At 63.0% G+C, this 15,924-nt stretch carries 20 protein-coding genes and 1 tRNA gene; 3 read left to right on the top strand and 18 right to left on the bottom strand.

Annotation, left to right across the window (positions count from 1 at the left end; translation table 11 throughout):
* Complete coding sequence (locus LBW94_RS37545) at positions 1 to 441, bottom strand: Fur family transcriptional regulator (protein WP_225058561.1); 441 nt, start codon at positions 439 to 441, stop codon at positions 1 to 3.
* A 107-nt stretch (positions 442 to 548) separates the two neighbouring features.
* Here LBW94_RS37545 and LBW94_RS37540 point away from each other — a divergent pair, with 107 nt between their 5' ends.
* Together LBW94_RS37540 and LBW94_RS37535 are read left to right on the top strand one after the other, a co-directional pair.
* Positions 549 to 1,394, top strand: coding sequence for a 3-hydroxybutyryl-CoA dehydrogenase (locus LBW94_RS37540; protein ID WP_225058562.1), 846 nt, complete (start codon positions 549 to 551; stop codon positions 1,392 to 1,394).
* 165 nt (positions 1,395 to 1,559) lie between these two features.
* A complete protein-coding gene (locus LBW94_RS37535) occupies positions 1,560 to 1,811 on the top strand; it encodes a hypothetical protein (protein ID WP_225058563.1) in 252 nt (83 codons plus the stop codon).
* Here the strand turns inward: LBW94_RS37535 and LBW94_RS37530 are convergent, their stop codons facing one another.
* Positions 1,812 to 3,002 (bottom strand): L,D-transpeptidase, encoded by a 1,191-nt coding sequence (locus tag LBW94_RS37530; protein ID WP_416277038.1) that lies wholly within the window; start codon positions 3,000 to 3,002, stop codon positions 1,812 to 1,814.
* Between the two features lie 244 nt (positions 3,003 to 3,246).
* Here LBW94_RS37530 and LBW94_RS37525 point away from each other — a divergent pair.
* Positions 3,247 to 3,322 (top strand) — tRNA-Lys (locus LBW94_RS37525).
* On the opposite strand, the gene LBW94_RS44580 is transcribed toward LBW94_RS37525, so the two are convergent.
* From LBW94_RS44580 to LBW94_RS37445, 16 genes are all read right to left on the bottom strand, one after another.
* Complete coding sequence (locus LBW94_RS44580; protein ID WP_416277037.1) at positions 3,285 to 5,003, bottom strand: recombinase family protein; 1,719 nt, start codon at positions 5,001 to 5,003, stop codon at positions 3,285 to 3,287. The two genes, LBW94_RS37525 and LBW94_RS44580, sit on opposite strands and share 38 nt — an antisense overlap.
* A gap of 167 nt (positions 5,004 to 5,170) precedes the next feature.
* Entirely contained in the window at positions 5,171 to 5,626 is a 456-nt protein-coding gene (locus tag LBW94_RS44575; RefSeq protein ID WP_225058565.1) for a recombinase family protein, read from the bottom strand.
* Entirely contained in the window at positions 5,623 to 5,862 is a 240-nt protein-coding gene (locus LBW94_RS37510) for a hypothetical protein (protein ID WP_225058566.1), read from the bottom strand. The genes LBW94_RS44575 and LBW94_RS37510 overlap by 4 nt, the downstream gene beginning before the upstream one ends.
* Positions 5,863 to 5,989: 127 nt before the next feature.
* Positions 5,990 to 6,457, bottom strand: coding sequence for a hypothetical protein (locus tag LBW94_RS37505; protein ID WP_225058567.1), 468 nt, complete (start codon positions 6,455 to 6,457; stop codon positions 5,990 to 5,992).
* Positions 6,458 to 6,477: 20 nt separating this feature from the next.
* Positions 6,478 to 7,353, bottom strand: a complete 876-nt coding sequence (locus LBW94_RS37500) for a replication-relaxation family protein (RefSeq protein ID WP_225058568.1) — start codon at positions 7,351 to 7,353, stop codon at positions 6,478 to 6,480.
* 184 nt (positions 7,354 to 7,537) lie between these two features.
* Positions 7,538 to 9,724, bottom strand: a complete 2,187-nt coding sequence (locus LBW94_RS37495) for a type IV secretory system conjugative DNA transfer family protein (RefSeq protein ID WP_225058569.1) — start codon at positions 9,722 to 9,724, stop codon at positions 7,538 to 7,540.
* Positions 9,721 to 9,924, bottom strand: coding sequence for a hypothetical protein (locus tag LBW94_RS37490; RefSeq protein ID WP_225058570.1), 204 nt, complete (start codon positions 9,922 to 9,924; stop codon positions 9,721 to 9,723). The genes LBW94_RS37495 and LBW94_RS37490 overlap by 4 nt, the downstream gene beginning before the upstream one ends.
* Positions 9,925 to 10,090: 166 nt before the next feature.
* Positions 10,091 to 10,291, bottom strand: coding sequence for a hypothetical protein (locus LBW94_RS37485; protein WP_225058571.1), 201 nt, complete (start codon positions 10,289 to 10,291; stop codon positions 10,091 to 10,093).
* Positions 10,288 to 10,878, bottom strand: coding sequence for an MT-A70 family methyltransferase (locus LBW94_RS37480; protein ID WP_225058572.1), 591 nt, complete (start codon positions 10,876 to 10,878; stop codon positions 10,288 to 10,290). The genes LBW94_RS37485 and LBW94_RS37480 overlap by 4 nt, the downstream gene beginning before the upstream one ends.
* A 272-nt stretch (positions 10,879 to 11,150) precedes the next feature.
* Positions 11,151 to 11,405 (bottom strand): hypothetical protein, encoded by a 255-nt coding sequence (locus LBW94_RS37475; protein ID WP_225058573.1) that lies wholly within the window; start codon positions 11,403 to 11,405, stop codon positions 11,151 to 11,153.
* A 41-nt stretch (positions 11,406 to 11,446) separates the two neighbouring features.
* Positions 11,447 to 12,187 carry a hypothetical protein gene (locus LBW94_RS37470; protein ID WP_225058574.1) on the bottom strand — a complete coding sequence of 247 codons (741 nt, stop codon included), beginning with the start codon at positions 12,185 to 12,187 and terminating at the stop codon, positions 11,447 to 11,449.
* Entirely contained in the window at positions 12,184 to 13,296 is a 1,113-nt protein-coding gene (locus LBW94_RS37465) for a hypothetical protein (RefSeq protein WP_225058575.1), read from the bottom strand. The genes LBW94_RS37470 and LBW94_RS37465 overlap by 4 nt, the downstream gene beginning before the upstream one ends.
* Positions 13,293 to 14,084: a hypothetical protein gene (locus LBW94_RS37460; protein ID WP_266273059.1), complete on the bottom strand. Its 792-nt coding sequence runs from the start codon at positions 14,082 to 14,084 to the stop codon at positions 13,293 to 13,295. The genes LBW94_RS37465 and LBW94_RS37460 overlap by 4 nt, the downstream gene beginning before the upstream one ends.
* A gap of 156 nt (positions 14,085 to 14,240) precedes the next feature.
* On the bottom strand, positions 14,241 to 14,501 hold the full coding sequence (locus LBW94_RS37455; RefSeq protein ID WP_225058577.1) for a hypothetical protein: 261 nt from the start codon (positions 14,499 to 14,501) through the stop codon (positions 14,241 to 14,243).
* A gap of 88 nt (positions 14,502 to 14,589) precedes the next feature.
* Positions 14,590 to 14,868, bottom strand: a complete 279-nt coding sequence (locus LBW94_RS37450) for a hypothetical protein (protein WP_225058578.1) — start codon at positions 14,866 to 14,868, stop codon at positions 14,590 to 14,592.
* A gap of 395 nt (positions 14,869 to 15,263) precedes the next feature.
* Positions 15,264 to 15,860: a hypothetical protein gene (locus tag LBW94_RS37445; protein WP_225058579.1), complete on the bottom strand. Its 597-nt coding sequence runs from the start codon at positions 15,858 to 15,860 to the stop codon at positions 15,264 to 15,266.
* Positions 15,861 to 15,924: the final 64 nt, after the last annotated feature.

Genomic DNA, 15,924 nt, shown 5'->3' with positions numbered 1-15,924 from the left:
TCAACGGCTGTCGGAAGTCGGCTGCGGGACACAGGCCGGACATCGGCCCCAATAGATGACCTCGGCCTCCTCGACGGTGAAACCGCGGCTGTCGGCGGCGGTCAGGCAGGGTGCGACGCCGACGGCGCAGTCGACATCGGCGATGGCGCCGCACACCCGGCACACGACATGGTGGTGGTTGTCTCCCACCCGGGTCTCGTACCGGGCGACGGAACCCGTCGGCTGGATGCGGCGCAGCAGACCGGCGCCGGTCAGCACCCGCAGTACGTCGTATACGGCCTGATGGGACACCGTTTCCAGGGCATCTCGGACAAGACCGATGACGGTGTCCGTGTCGGCGTGCGGATGGTCGTGCACCGCGGCCAGCACCGCTATTCGCGGTGCTGTCACACGCAGAGCGGCTGCCCGGAGCATCCGCTCGAAGTCCGACACAGTGGACACATTCAGAAGTATGACTCATTCCAGTCTCGGTGGGGTGGAATTCCGGCGAATCCACCCCCGCCGATAGGCTCGACCCGGAGCATCCCACGAACGAAGGAGCGACAGGCGTGGATCGCATCGGAGTCATCGGCGGCGGCACGATGGGGGCCGGAATCGCGGAGGTCGCGGCCCGGGCCGGCGGCACCGTTCTGGTCCTCGAACGCGACCGGGAGGCCGCCGACGCGGCCGAGGCGCGGATCGGGACCTCACTGGCCCGCGCGGTCAAGTCCGGCCGGCTGGAGCAGGCGGCGGCCGACGAGGCCCGCGCCCGGATCACGCTGACCACCTCGATCGACGATTTCGCCGATCGGGAACTGGTCGTCGAGGCGGCCCCGGAGATCGAATCGCTGAAGACGGAGTTCTTCACCAAACTCGACGCCCTGGTGTCGCCGGAGACCATCCTGGCCACGAACACCTCCTCGATCCCCGTGGTCCGGATCGCCAACGCGACCAGCCACCCGGAGCGGGTGCTGGGTATCCACTTCTTCAACCCGGTGCCGGTGCTGCCGCTGGTCGAGATCGTGGTCAGCCTGAAAACCGAACGGGCCGTGGTCGACAAGGCCACCGCCTGGGCGCGCGACACGCTGGGCAAGCGCACCATCGAATCGAAGGATCAGGCCGGTTTCATCGTCAACGCGCTGCTGATCCCGTACCTGTGCGCGGCGATCCGCATGCTGGAGTCCGGCTTCGCCAACGCGGAGGACATCGACGAGGGCATGGTGTCCGGCTGCGCCCACCCGATGGGCCCGCTGCGGCTGACCGACACCATCGGCCTCGACGTGACCCTCGCGGTCGCCGAGTCGCTGTACGAGGAGTTCCGCGAGCCGCACTACGCACCGCCGGTGTTGTTGCGCCGCATGGTCGAATCGGGCTACCTGGGCCGCAAGACCAAGCGCGGCTTCTACACCTACTGATCCGGCGCCGCCGCCACCGAATCGCCTCGGGCCGAGGCGATTTGTGGCGGCGGCCGCATCGTCGCAGGACCGCGCGCGGTGGCCTGTGAAGATCACCGAAACATCTCCCGCTACATCCGATTTCCGTAAACTCGTCACGAACTCCCGTTGCAGAAAGTCGTGACCGTGAATCGACATGCCCTGACCGCCGCCCTCGCCGGCGCCCTGCTGCTGACCGGCACCGGTGCGGCCGCCGCGGCCGTCCCGCTGGAACCGGCCCCCGTGCCGGGCAATGCGGAGACCACGGCCACGACATCCGCACCGCCCGCCGCCCGTCAGGTGGTCGGCACCGGCTCGGCCAGCGCCCAGTCCTGGTGCGTGGTGACCGGCAGCGCCATCTCGCTCAGCGGCAGCACCCATCTCAGCTGTATCGCCTGATCATCGGGTGTCGATGTTCCCGGCCTTCCAGTCGGCCCAGGGAATGTTCCAGTCCCCGAGCCCGTCCAGCCCCGACAACTGACTGCCCAGCGTGCCCTTCACGATGGCGATGTCACCGCGCTTGGCGTTCTCGTACACCCACTTGGCGTCCTCCGGACTGAGATTCAGACACCCGTGACTGGTGTTGTAGGACCCCTGCGCACCCACCGACCACGGCGCCGAATGCATGAAGGTGCCGTTGTAGGACATGCGCGTGGCGTAGTCGACCGGCGTCCGATACCCGTCCGCCGAGCCCACCGGCACCCCGTACGTCGAGGAGTCCATGATGATCTGCTCGGACCGATCGGCGATGATGTAGATGCCGTTCTCGGTGGGCGTCGAATCCTTGCCCATCGAGGTCGGCATGGTCCGGATCACCTGCCCGTTGCGCTCCACGGTCACGGTCTTGGTGGCGTCGTCGGCAGTGAAGACGGTCGCCTCCGCGACAGTGAACTCGGAGTGCACATCACCATCGGCGACCACCCCGTCACCGAGATTCTTCCCGTACGCGTTCACATCGATCGTCACATGCGTCCCCGGCGCCCAGTAGTGCTCCGGCCGCCACCGCACCTCACGATTGTTGATCCAGAAGAAGGCCCCCTCCACCGGCGGATTGGTGGTGATCTTCACCAGATCCTGCACGGCCCGCCGATCCGGGATGTTCTCGTCGAACTGCAACGCCACCGGCTGCCCGATCCCCACCGGCTCGTCATCCCCCGGCATCACATAGGGATGGGTCTTCACCCGAGGCGTCAACGTGGCGAAACTCATATTCATGGACGTTTTCCCACCCAGCCCCACCGCCTCGGCCTGCAACCGATACGCGGTGGAGAAGTCCAGCGGCTGAGTGATCTCCCAGGCATGCCCGTCGGCGGTCATCTTCCCCGACACCGCCGTCCCGTCGGCGGACGTCAGCCCGACCGACAGCAACGTCCCGTCCTCGACCTTCACCCGAACCGGTTCCCCGGGCGAAACTTCCAGGTCACCGTCCCGAATGGGCACGGCGACCTTCGGTCTTATCTGGTCCATCGCGGAATGCACCTGCGCCGAGGGCGACGCATCGTGCAACCGGCCGCACCCGGCCGCCACGAGAGACACCGCAGTCAACGCGCCCACCACCCGCACCGACCGCCTACCAGCAGAAATGCTCATGATCAGCCCCGTTTCCATGTCTGATTCGCGACCGCCATCCGGTCGCAGCTCGGGTCAGGGATCGGACGAGAGCACGCGCGCTGCGCTGATTCTGCCAGCGGATCAACACGAAGACGACAATCAGCCCAAACTGGGCCCACAACCGTTACCCACTCCCCCGCACCCCCGCTGAGCAGGCGATTTCACGTTGAGCCCACGAGCCTGTTATCGTTTCTTCCGCACCGGAAACGGAGCAAACAACCAAGCGCCATTAGCTCAATTGGCAGAGCAGCTGACTCTTAATCAGCGGGTTCGGGGTTCGAGTCCCTGATGGCGCACCATTAGACCATTACTAGAAACACGACCCGAATGAACGGCGCAGGCCAGGGCCGTGACCAGCTTCACACGTTCGCCACCCGCACGGGTGGCGAACGTCGTTTCTGGCAGATGTTGCCGCAGCACCCCCTCTGCGACCGCCCCTGCTGTCGCCTCGTCGTCTCCCCGCCGGAGCGCCGCATGTCCCACCTCGATCGCGTGTAGCTCGGCGACTACGGGCTGGAACTCGTGTCCCGTCACCTTCTCCTCAAACACATACAGCCGCTTGAAGATCGCCTGGTTCAGTCTCCGTCGTACCTTGTCGCTTGCCCCCTGGTACAGCCGGTAGGGATCGCGCAGCAGCTCCAAGCAGGTCTCAAGGAACGCTGCCCCTTCGGACAGGTCCAGCTGTACCTTGCCCAGTTCTGTTTCCAGCCGTTCCCGTTCGCGCGTGATCTCCGTCAGCCGGGTTCGGATCTTGGTTCGCGGCAGTTCGCCGTCTTCGGCCAGGCCGATCAGGTTGGTTTCCTTGGTGTCCAGCTCCTTGAGCTGGTTTTGCAGCTGCTTGCGGTACAGGCGCTGTGTTGCTTCGCTCTCGGCCAGCATCGTTTCCAGACTGGTCTTCATGGCCGAGATGAACTCCGGCGAGAAGGCGATCGTCTTGTAGTGCTCGACCACGGTGTCTTCGACTCGATCGACGTTGTAATACGGCGAGTGACAGCCTCCGTTCTTCTGGTTGCCGATGCAGAAGAAGTACAAGTACTCCCCACCGTGCCGCCCAGTCGCGCGCTGCATGATCATGCGCCGGACTCGCTTGTCCAAACGACACTGGCCACAGAACAGCGATCCCTTGAGGTAGTGGTGGAGTACCCGGCGGCGTTCACCAGCTACGCCGTGCTCATCGAGCACCCGTTGCACCCTGCCGAACGTCTCGTCGTCCACCAGCGCTGTGTGTCGGCCTGGAATCTCTTCCTCGCCTTTGTAGGTGACGATGCCGATGTAGTAGTTGTTGCGGAAGAAGCGTGCCCACTCCTTGGCTGTCACGATCTTTGGGGCGCGCTTCGGGGTCCGCCGGGTGCGTAAACCTCGATCCCGCATGATGTGCTCGATGTCCAAAAGGCTGTAGTCGCCCGTGGCATACAGCTTCCAGGCTTGCTCGACCAGCGACCCGCGCTCGGGATCGATTTCGACGGTCCGGATCTTGCGCCCGTCCTCAGTCTGCAAGAGCACGTTCAGATACCCGATCGGCGCCTGCCCCAGCGTCCCGCCCTTGCGCGCCTTCTCGCCCATCTTGAAAGCCACGTCCGCGCCGTCCTTGCGTGAGCGGTATTCGTTGAACGCAGCGAGGATGCCATGCATCAACTGACCAACCGGCGTGTCGTCGATTGCCTCGGTGGCGCTGATCAGCGTAATCCCACGCTTTTTCAAGTCAGCCATGACGATGGCATCGTCAAGCCTATTGCGCGCAAACCGGGCCAGCTCATATACGACGACGTAGTCGACGTCGCGTTCCCGCCGGATGCGATCAAGCATTTTCTGGAATTCGATGCGCTTGGTGATCTCCGTTGCCGACCGGCCCGGTTCTACGTATTCACCAATGACGTTCAACCCAAGTTGCTGGGCTTTATTGGCGCAAGCCGACCGTTGCGCGGGAAGGGAGATTCCTTCTGGATCGAAGTCTTTATTTACCTGACCGGGAGTCGACACTCGAAGGTAGAACAGTGTCCGCGTGCCTGGCGGTGCCTGATCTTCATCTACAAACTCGATGTCTTCGATCAGCTCGACTTCGGGAACAATATCAGGCAAAACCCAGCTGTCAGCCGCATCGACGAATGCGCTTGTCTGCTGCCCAATAGTTTCCGGGTAATGGTGACTCACAACGTCCTCCTGCTGCTCCGACTTCGCCGATGGTTTGGCGTATCCTGCTCAGCAAGCGAGAGGAGCACGTGGTCAAACAATTTTCTCTGAGGATCGTCGTCTCCGGACAGCAATCCGTCGGCTGTCACAATGACGACGCTCCTTTTCTTTAGCTGCTCTTGAATCACTTTGTAGTCCCGGCGAGTCCGTGCCACTCGTCCAATGTGCGGAAAAACCACATGCCGCACGTTCGGGTGGTCATCGAGATAGTTGCAGAGCGCCTGTATGGCGAAACGGTTCTTGGACGCAACTGCCGATGCACCCATTTCCACGATTTCGTGTACGAGTCGTAGACCTAACTCGTCGGCTCGGCGTTTTCCATGCTCACGTTGCAGGGTAACGAGATCCGCATGCGCTGGTACCCTCGCGAAGGAGATGAACAGCACAGCTGGTGTGGGTGTGCCTGCCTTCATGCGGGATCTCCGCTGCCGGGCTCTCCATTACTAAAATCCAAGGGGGTCGCCCGGTAGCCCTCGGCGATGTCGAGAGATGACCGGTGCTGGTCGATCCACTCTTCGCAGGTGGCACGCTGACGCTCCACTGCTACGCCGGGTTGTCTCTCGGGCTCACGCGCCACGCGCACGTACATCACTGCTTGCGGTATGGCGTTATGGCCTTTCCTGTCATCAGTTTCGTTCAACGTAGCCATATCTTTTTTCCTCCCTTTCCTCTAGTTTCTTTTGTTGAGCCGGTATTTTCGGCCTTGTCACGACCATAACTCCCCTTCGGGCTTTTGTGGATAGGGTTTCCGACGCGGAATTTACATCTCCCGCAGCTCAGCGAGCGAAGACGTGATATCTGCCAAACAGCGGCACTACCTCGTAGCTTTCGAGGTCAATTGTTCTTACCGCTACCACGTCGGTAAAGCTTCGAATGTACATGCCCGCGAACCGGCGTTGCGGCTGGGTATCAGGCTCGCGCCCGGTCTGTAGTGAGAGAAAGGCGCATAATGCGTCGCCGTCCGCCGTTGACCGCCGAGCGTTGGCGGCATAGGTGGCCAGCCAGCAAGCCCAGCGTTGCAGTCGGTCCGCCTCGGCATATGGGCGTACGTCGAGCCTGAGTAATTCGGATTCCAGGGCGTCAGTAATGACGCCGTCATATACGAAGGCAGATAGCGCCGAGTGCATGCCGATTTGTTCTTGGACCGCAACCGCGATCAACCGGGCCGTGATGTAGTCGATCGATCGTTTCTCGCTAATGGCCCGAGCGATTCCAAAGTTTATGATGTCAGAGAGATTCTCCATTGCTGTTTCCTCCTTTCTTGTTATGCCGGGCAGTTCGTATTGATCGCCTGTTGCGGGGGGCCTGTCATCGTTGAATCCAGGACGCCTGGAAGTGGCAGCGACTCGACGCCGAGTGTTTTGGCGATCACGAAGTCGATGAAGCCGTCGAAGGTGCATATCTGGAACAGGTCCTGCGGCAGCGGTTCCGAGCCGATCAGGGTGGCCAGTTCGCTACGTCGAGCGTCGTCGGGAACGACCCACAGCACCGAGGGGAACAGGCCGTGTTCGGCCTGGTAGCGGCCCGTCTTTAGATAGCGGTAGTAGGCGTTGAGTTTTCGCAGCAGATGGGGGCTGTGCTCGCTGCCGCGATCGGCCTCGATCAGCCAGTGGCTTTCGAAGTCCTCGGTGGCGGTGATCGCGTGCAGGTCGGGTTTGAGCGTTTCCTTGGCTCCGTGTGCCCCGACGAACGACCGATACGCGGTGCCTTCCACCGCCAGCTCAACAAGCTCGATACGGCCGCGCTCCTCGGCTTCGCGGAGATCGACCCCGAGGCCGGCGACCGCAAGCGTGTGGTCGATGAACTGCTTCGATGGCTCGCGGTAGCGCCGTCGATGGCCTTGCTGTGAGAGATAGCGGAGCAACCGTTCACCCATGGTGTCCAGCTGCCAGGTAAGGCCCGCTGAGCCTTGGCGCACACCGCCGATCCGGCGACGCAGGGGGACGATCAGGTCGTGATCGCGCAGGCGCTTGAGCACGCGAGTACAGGCACGGGTGGCGGCGTCAATCGTCTGGTGGCCGGTGGTGAAATGCAGGCGGCGAAGCTGCCGCGTGGTCAGTAGCCGGAAGAGTTCGACGTCGCGCAGGATGGCGATGTCGCGGTCGCTGAGCCGCTCGCGAAGCAGGTCGAGTTGCTTCATGGCCGACCCCCACGCGAAGCCACGCCGACGATCTGCCGGGCAGGCCACCTGAGACCGCTGAACCAGCGGTCAGTTCCGTCCTGATAGGCCGGAACGAGGCCGAATGTCTTGGGGAAACAGGATTCTGTTTGCAACATGGACGGATGGTCGGTCGGACACTGCTGTCGGCTTCTCTTCTGCCCCTTCATCTCTCTTCCTCCCCTCGGCTTCGCCTCACGCGCGGTCTGCGACCTACCGGCACGGCGGGAGTGTCAATCAGCGGACCGCCAGACGTCCCGTCTGCCTGACGATCCGTCAGGGCTGGGCTGCCGTACCGGGTTTGGCTCTGTTCGCGGATCTGCTGTTCGAGTCCGGTTTCGGGTGGAGGCGGGAGTGTCTTGATCGCGGTCCAGCCGCTGGACTCGCCTCCAGTGACCACACGGACGTAGGCGTGGTGTTTGGGCAGTTTCTGAAGGTCATCAGCATCCAGCTCGGGTGCCAGGCGCGCGATGTCGGCCGCGTCCTTGGCGCTCTCCAGCCTAAAGATCACCTTCGAACGAGCATTCGAGTCGATCGACTCCTGTAGCTCCGGCGGCATCTGCTTCCGTGACTGATGCGCCAAGATCCACGCGACGCCGTACGACCGGCTCTGGCTCAGCGCGTCACCGAACGATGTCGGGAAGTGCACGAAGTTCTGACACTCGTCGACCACCACGGCCGCCGGTTCGCTCATGGGCGCGGACTCGTTGGCGCGCTCCATGGTGGCCATCCACGCCTCGTTGACCGCCAGCGAGCCAATCAGGGCAGCGGTGATGGGACCGATCAGGCCGTCATTCAAAGCGAACAGCACAATCTTTTTGTCGCGGAAGATGTCTCGTAGTCTGAATGGCGGGTGCGGTTGTCCGAGCATGCGGACGACTGCGGGGCGCAGGAGGTAGCGGCGGAGTTTGTTCATCGGGGCCGCGATCATGGCGGCCTGCGCGCCGGGAGATTTCTCGTTGTATTCGGCCCAGAAGCCGTCGAGCACGTCATCACCTGCGACCGCGCCGATCACGGACCGCCGAAATCCCTCATCGGTCAGAAGCCTTGGTAGATCGAGCAGGGTATACGGTTCCTTCCGGCGCCTGCCCGCACGGGCCAGCGTCAACAGGGTGGCCAGGAAGATATCTTCGGTGCGTGGTCCCCAGCCATCGGAAAAGACCGCTTTGAACACGGCGAGCAAGCCGTCGACTACCACGTCGGGATCGCGGTCGCCAACGTCGAGTGGATTGAAGCCAGGGGCTTCAGGATCAGACGGGTCGATGATCACAACCCGGTCTATCTGATCCGCCGGAATGCACCGGGCGACAATGTCATCGATGAGCTGGCGTTTGGGGTCGATGACGAGCAAGGCGCGACCGGCGGCTGCGTCGGCGCGGATTTGGGCTTGAAGGACCGTTGACTTGCCCGAACCTGTCGGCCCGAGTATCACCTCGTGGAGAAGCTGATCTTGGGGAGTAATGCCAATGGGGATGCCGGTGCCGGGGAGCGCCGTATGCCCGATGACGCGGCTCTGCTCGGTTGGTATGCGGCTCGGCAGTAGCAGCTTCGGGTGAACCGGCGCGACGCCGGGTAGCTCGGCCTCGCCGAGCGGCCACCCCATCAGGCACGGCAGTTCGGTGGCTGTGAGCCGCAGTGGCCAGCGTTTTGGGGCGCGTGGGTAGTTGACCTCGGCTGGACGGGCACGGTCAGCCACAAGGGCGACGTCGGCCGGTTTAGCGCTGGCCAGTGCGCCCATCAGGCCGGTGCCCAGGCGTTTGGTGCGCTCACGTGAGGTGGCGGTGATCCCGAGCCGCAGCGCGGCGCGAAAACCGTTGTGGGCCATGCGCTGCTCGATGTGTTTGGCGACGCCAGACGGTGCAGGCTCCCGGCCGTGGGTAAGGGCTCGCCATAGTGGCATTCCCGGATCGGGGACGGGGCCGCGAACCGTGCGGCCGGCGGATGTCGGTCCGAGGAGTAGTTGCACCATGAGCTGCTCGCCCGGCACCAGTTTGGCGTTGAGCGCGGAGAGTAGGGCAGCAGTGGTGCTTTCGGCCATCGCTTCAAGCAGGCCCAGTGGGGCAGGCCGATAGGACAGAGTCACTGCGGTAGTCACGTCCGTCCTGGCCCGTTCCGGTGTTAGCGGCAGCATCCTGAGACCAGGTAGCAGGTCCGACAGCGTGCGGTGCACCCAGACGACGTGCTTCGCCTCGACGCCGAGCAGGTGGCGTGTGCCGTCGGAATCGGCGCGGCATTCGAGCACGATAAGCGGTGTGCCAGGGTCGGCAGCCAGGCGTCCAAAAGGCCGCACGATGTCGTTGACGTCGAGCGGGCGCGGGAGATACAGCTGCGAGAAGACCAATGGCTCGTTCATGGCTGGCGCTCCGGTGGTGACGTGTCGTGTGTGATGTTTGGACCGCTTTGTGGCGGCTCGGTTTGTGCGGCAGCCATTTCGGCGGCCAGGTCGAGTAGCGCGCGGGCTAGGAGGTAGGTGTCGGGCGGGTCGTGGCGTTCGCCACGAACGTAGATCCGGCGTTCGGAATTCTTTCGATATCGACGTTTGATATTGCCCATCACTGCCTCCTTTCTTCGGCGCAAAACATAGGGGCTGTTCGATCCGTCCGCGCCTCGGATGTGACAGTGATGCCCTTTCCATCTATGGCGGAATCGGGCGCGGGTTGCAATGCAATTTGTCTATTCCACAACGATAAATCAGTTCTGCTTAAGAAATCGTTAACGATCACCATGGCTCCCTCCGTTCCTTCCATATTTTGAGCGCGACAATAACGCCGCCGACGATGATGCCGATGACAAACAGCCACGGCCAGATTTGTCTCAGCACGTTGACCGCCAGGCTCAATGCGACGAGGCCGAATAGTACGAACAGGCTGGCATTGAGAAACCAGCGGAACGGATCTTTGAAAGGGTCTTTATCGCTCACTGCACCAGCCCTCCTGTCTCTGTCAGCTTCTCGTCGGAGGGCACGGGATAGCCGGGGATGCGGATGTCCGAGTCGATTTCGTTGCCCCATACATCCCAACCCGGCTGTCGCCGCCGGGCGAACAACTCCAGATACGGTCCGCTCGATACTCGTTCGATCACCGCGTACTGTTCTTCGGGTTTGTGGCTGTGGTCTTGCAGCGGGGCGAACATCCAGGTCGGCTGCGCGCGGAAGTTGACCGGCGCGCGGCCTCGTGTCCCGAAGATGACGTGCTCAGTGGCGTTGCGCAGGTACTGGCCCAGCTGCAATCGAGGCTTGATCCAGGTGAGGGGCGAGCGCGGCGTGAAGCCCCAGGCTTCCATGACGTCGTAGCCGTGCCGCAGGGTCGCGTTCGTCACCCATAGCCACAGGTGAGCATCAGCCTCGGCAAGGTCCGAAACCGGCATCGCCTTGATGCGGTCCAAGCTCATCAGCGGGTAGTGGGTAGCGGCACCTCGGGCACCTGTTTGGTGAATGTCCCATGGTGGATCGGCGAGGATGCACCGATAAAGCTGGGAGCGTTCCGAATTGTTGAACTGTGTGGTCAATGTTGTACTTCCTTTGCTTCGAAATTGTGCGCACGGGTTCCATATGGGCATGTGCGCCCGAATCGGATTTCCCCGTGCAGATATCTGTAGTTAATGACAGTTGGGGTTGGTCGCTCAATCGTCCGATCGGGCGACCGGTCGCTCAGCGCGACTATTGATTGGATGCCGGATATAGGTACGGCATCCACCGAACGTGACACTTTTCGGGTCGCTCTTTACGAGATGTGTAATTAGCAACGGCAGAGTCGGTTGGACCGTATTTCCCGAGAGGGCTATTGCCACCGATGCAACCAGTCGCTGGTCTCGGTCGCCACCGTGCCAGCGAGATCGATCACTCGTAGAGCGGTGGTCGGTGCCATATCGGCGTGGACTTCGAGCACGTCAGTAATGTCCGTAAGCGCCTGGGTGATGAGCGATACGGCGCTGACAACGAGGTGCTCGCTGGTCAGCGGGTGATCGCCCGACGGTGCGGTACTGGTGACGTAGTCGGGGATGCCCGAGGCGTTCGGGTCGTTGGGCACGTTCAAGATAAGACTCTCTTTCTTGCAATGGATGATTAAGTGGGCCGCTATCGCTGTTCGGAATAGGTGCGGCCTGAAGGGAATGAGCGTGTGTCGGCTCCGAGCCGGTGCTCGGTCAAGCCCTGGAGTATCACCTGTGCGACTGCGCCGGACTCGGCATCGGCAGGGATCTCCCGCAGGCGACCATTCGGAATGTCCACCAGCTCTTGCGGCACGGTCGCGGCCAGCACCATGTTGCAGACCAGGCCCGGAAAGGTCTCCATCGTCGCGTAGACCGAGGCGGGATCGGCATCGGTGAGCATGAAGTCGCTGAACACCATGAGCGTCACGTGGTCGCCGTTGAACCGTTCGGCCATAACCTTCGCCGCAGCAAGGGATGGGCCGAGGTCGCTGGTGCCGAACTCGCCCGGTGGCTCCCGTAGTCCGCGCTCGATCTGCCGCAGTCCCCTTCGGCCATCAAGCCGGACCGGCGGGACGTCGCATCCTGACGGGTGGTCGAAGTGCAGGACCGCGCCGAATTCGTGGCCGCAGGCGCAGGCGTTCGCCAAGTGCCGGAACGCAATACCGGCTTCTTGGTAGCGCAGGGAAATCGGGTCGTTGCCGCCGAGACCGGCCACGCTGCCGGAATCGTCGAAGATCGCGATGGTCAGGGTCCTCGCGTCCGAGCAGTCGCCGGGATGGGGCAGGGTGAACGGCACGATAGCGGAGCCACGCCCGGTGGCCGAGCGAGCGTCATTGCCCGACCCGATCACCTGAGCACGCTGCAGGCGGGCGCGGAGAAGAGTCACGATGCCCTCCCCTTCGAATCGGTCTTGCCGTTGGACCGGGGCTTACGCCCGATATCACCGGTGCCAATGCCGTGCCCGACCACGTCCGGGCTCTGGCGCAACGCCTCGAACTTGAGCGCCTTGATCTTGGCGGCAGCGGCTTCGCCGTGCAGTCGGTGTCGCTCACGAATGAGTCGCGCCCGCTCCGTGGCACGTTCGGCCCGACTCGTCAGCCACAGATGCACTGCCGCCTGCTGCGTGCGCAACTCCCGTTGGTAATCCTGACGAGCGGACTCGATCTTGTCGGCGACCGCATCGGCATATCGGAAGCTGTTGACCCAACTACCACACGCGATGCCAATGGCCAACGCGCCGAACACCATGCCAGAGATATGTCCCTCGACACTGCCGCGTAGCGCGAAGATCCCGAGCGCGATGAACACGGCGACGAGCAGCGAAATAAGGCTTGCGACAACCACATATGAGCGGCTGGCAAGCGGCCCGAGCAGCAGCGCCCGGTAGGGCTCAAGTTCCTCGGGCAGCGTCCCGTCCTCGGGCCGTCGCTCGCGGGCCATCTTGAGATACTTGAACTCGGCCCCGATCATCCCGGCGACCACGGTGGCCACGCTCGCGCTGATGGCTTGCATGATCGCGAGGGCCGGGACCTCGCCGTAGGCAATAGCTGCGCCGCCGAGGCCGGCGACGTCGCCAAGCAGGAGCAGCACCAGGCACAGGAGGTAGCCCCAGCGCGATCCGTTCTTACGCTTGGAAAATGGCCCCAGCCGTTCCAGTACGTGCTGGTAGCGGTCTCGTGAGGCTACGACCAACGGCGCATTGATGGTAATGCGGTCTTGCCGGACCTGCCGGACCAGTGCGGCTCCGGCAGCACCCACGGCGGGTTTGGTTGCTTCCTCCTCGCCCACGGCGGCATGCTCACGGAGCTGCTCGATGGCCAGTTCGTCATATTCCTGCTCGACATACGTCGTAGGCACGGTGGCGGGGCGGGCGACCGAGTGGGCTTCCCGCACCGGCACAATGCGGTCCTGCCTCGCCTTCGCTTCCAGCGCCGCAGTGGCATTGGCTCGGTGAGCGCTGTGACGGGAAACGATCGGAATTTCCATGGTGCTCACCGCCCCGCCGCGTCGGTGACCACTGAGCAACGGGCAGCCCCAGTGTTGGCACACGCCCTGGTGAAGAACGCCTTCACCGCGTCGACGTACGCGGTAGGCGGCGCCGGATCGGCGGTCTTGCCGATACTGGTGAACTGCACGCTTGCGCCCGGCAACTTCGGCACGTGGACCTGCTTGGCCAAGGCGATCGCGCGCTCGACGGTGAGCGTCGGGTCGATAAGCGAGACGCCCGCAGACTGCACGCCGTCCGTGACGATGACCGAATCCAGTACGTACCGTGAACCATCCGGGTCGAGTCCTTCCGTGTACTCGGCGTCCATGCCGAGCTGGGCAAGCACGTCACTGCCGGTCAGCGGCAGCTTGGCCGCCGCATCCGGCAGGTTCTTCCGGATCTGGGCCATCACCTCATCGGTTTCGGCTGGCTCGCGGCGCAGCCGAGCGTTCTCGGTCGCGCCGGGCAGGTGCAGATCGCCGTCGTACACGTTCGCAGTCGCCGCCGACGATCCGGAGAAGGCGTCGACCCGCAGAGAGCCGCCGCAGATCACCACGCGGCGCACCAGCCGCCGCACCGGATCAAGCCGTCCGGCATCGGCGGCGATAGCGCGCATATGGGTACTGACGTCGATCGCGGCCCGGCCCGCGAGCTGGTGGCCCTCGGGGCAAGATGCGGCAATCTGCTTGGCGTCAGCCAGATTCACCAGCCCGGCCGTCTGCGCGCAGCCGGAGGCGAGCGTCATCGCGATCGGTACGGCAAGCAGGGCGGCTGCTGTGCGCGCCCGATCGAACAAGTTGGGTGTCTTGGTAGGGGGTACAGGCGGGCTGGCCGCCGGTACGTTGATATATGTCACTTGGTATTTCTCTTTCTGAATTGAATGTGGGATGGAGGGATCTCTGGTGGTAGGGCGTGATGCCGGGCTGCCACCTGGCACCACGCCCGCCGAGGGCTACGTCTCGCAGTGCCGCTGCACCCAGCGCCGCGTCTCGTAGCCAAGGACGCTGTCCAGCACTCGCGCACGGTCGACCGTGGTCGGCGCTGCGTCTTCCCGTTGCTCCAGAAACTCGTTCAGCGCATCGCTGAACTCCGCCATATGGCTGTGGATGTACTGGATCACCTCGTTCGCCACCTCGGGGTAGTCCGTTTCCGGGACCTCGACCAGGCAGTCGATGATCAGCCTGATCTGGCGGCTGTTGTTGGCAGTAGTCATGTCGTGAAGCTCCTTGTGTTTCTGTCTTTTTGGCGAATGGCACTGGTGAGCCGCTCGGTGTCCCGGAGACGGTCCGAGCGGCACCGATCTACGGCTCCGGCAAGAAGCGGTTGAACCACTTCTCCGCCGCCTGGCGGATGGCCTCGTCCAACTCGAAGGTGCGCTCGGCGCTCGTCGGAGCCGCATCGCCGTGCGTATTCGCGATGACACGCAGCTTGCTCGAGAACTCGCGTTTCAACGCGAGCGCCTCGTTGACGAGTGCGGTGGCGGCATCCTGGTCATCGCCCAGGGGAACGCGCGGCATCGCTTCATCGGCAAATGCGATCCGGGTGTAGCTGTCGGGGTTCGACCAGTCGACGGGGGTCATGGGGTTGCTCCTCGATCTCTTCGGGGCGAGCTGCCCATCGGACGCGACGCTGCGATCCGGGTGGGTCTCGCTGGGTTACAAGAGAAAATGTAGACGGCAAAAATGCCATCTGACCTGCGCAAATGTCAGATAGGAGACCTGGCATCTGACATCTGGGACCGCCCCGTATGACAACCCGCTGATCACGAATAGCGCCACGCGCTCAACCCATCTGACAAACTGCTTCGCCCGCAGTTCGGTCCACCAGGACCCAGGACGTGAAAAGCCCGCTCCTGGTGTGGAGCGGGCAGCGTTGGGCGCGCAGGTGGATATGGTTGCGTGGTTGGTAGTACAGATGGATGACGCGAGTTAGGCGCGAGCCATAGCCTCACGTGACGCCTGATCACTGACCAGACTCAGAGGTACTTCGTCTCCCCGTCGGGGACGGCCGGACCGAAGATTGGCTTCGGCCATGCCTCTACAGCCCCGGTCAGGAGGTGCATGACGGCCGCCCTCTGGAGACCTTCAGCAGTCGACATATCGAGCTGAGAGATCACGTCGAGTCCACCAAGCTCCTGATCCGGCAGCTTGGACTTGACCCTCCGTTCGATCCGCGTCTCCTCGCCGGTGACTGGATCGTGTTTGATCAGATCCAGTTTCGACGGGTCCAGGTCGTACGTCTCGCAGACCAACAGGTAGATGGTTGGCGTGAGGCGAAGGAACTGCTCCCGCATGGCGTCGTGGGCTCGGGGATCGAGCCACGGAGCCGCTTGCATGTCCTCAGCGACCTTGGCAGTCCAGTCACCGAAATAGTCCCAGAGGGAGTCATAGAGTGGGCGATCGTTCGTCGCTTCGTCTTCTTCGAGACAGCTCACGTACCCGGCTTCGGCCGCCCACCCGTCGAAGGTGGAAACAAACTCGAAGAAGTCGTCGCGAGCTGCGAATACTTTCTCGGTGAGAGCGCCGACGATGTCCCAGTTGTGATCGTCCTTGTCGTGAATGTTCTTGCACATCAGGAGGTTTCCCTTCTCTGATGCGCGCCCACACTATTTGTATCACATTTTGTAGCAAATTGCA

The organism is Nocardia sp. alder85J, assembly GCF_020176955.2.
In the GTDB taxonomy this organism is placed as follows: domain Bacteria; phylum Actinomycetota; class Actinomycetes; order Mycobacteriales; family Mycobacteriaceae; genus Nocardia.
Note: the sequence above shows the minus strand (reverse complement) of the source record. Positions and strands in the feature narration are given on the sequence as shown.

Coding starts and splice junctions, on each gene's coding strand:
- LBW94_RS37530 (WP_416277038.1), bottom strand. CDS start 3,002: ATGAGCATTTCTGCTGGTAGGCGGTCGGTGCGGGTGGTGGGCGCGTTG.
- LBW94_RS37500 (WP_225058568.1), bottom strand. CDS start 7,353: ATGAAGCAACTCGACCTGCTTCGCGAGCGGCTCAGCGACCGCGACATC.
- LBW94_RS37490 (WP_225058570.1), bottom strand. CDS start 9,924: ATGGGCAATATCAAACGTCGATATCGAAAGAATTCCGAACGCCGGATC.
- LBW94_RS44575 (WP_225058565.1), bottom strand. CDS start 5,626: ATGAAGGCAGGCACACCCACACCAGCTGTGCTGTTCATCTCCTTCGCG.
- LBW94_RS37450 (WP_225058578.1), bottom strand. CDS start 14,868: ATGACCCCCGTCGACTGGTCGAACCCCGACAGCTACACCCGGATCGCA.
- LBW94_RS37495 (WP_225058569.1), bottom strand. CDS start 9,724: ATGAACGAGCCATTGGTCTTCTCGCAGCTGTATCTCCCGCGCCCGCTC.
- LBW94_RS37445 (WP_225058579.1), bottom strand. CDS start 15,860: ATGTGCAAGAACATTCACGACAAGGACGATCACAACTGGGACATCGTC.
- LBW94_RS37505 (WP_225058567.1), bottom strand. CDS start 6,457: ATGGAGAATCTCTCTGACATCATAAACTTTGGAATCGCTCGGGCCATT.
- LBW94_RS37510 (WP_225058566.1), bottom strand. CDS start 5,862: ATGGCTACGTTGAACGAAACTGATGACAGGAAAGGCCATAACGCCATA.
- LBW94_RS37455 (WP_225058577.1), bottom strand. CDS start 14,501: ATGACTACTGCCAACAACAGCCGCCAGATCAGGCTGATCATCGACTGC.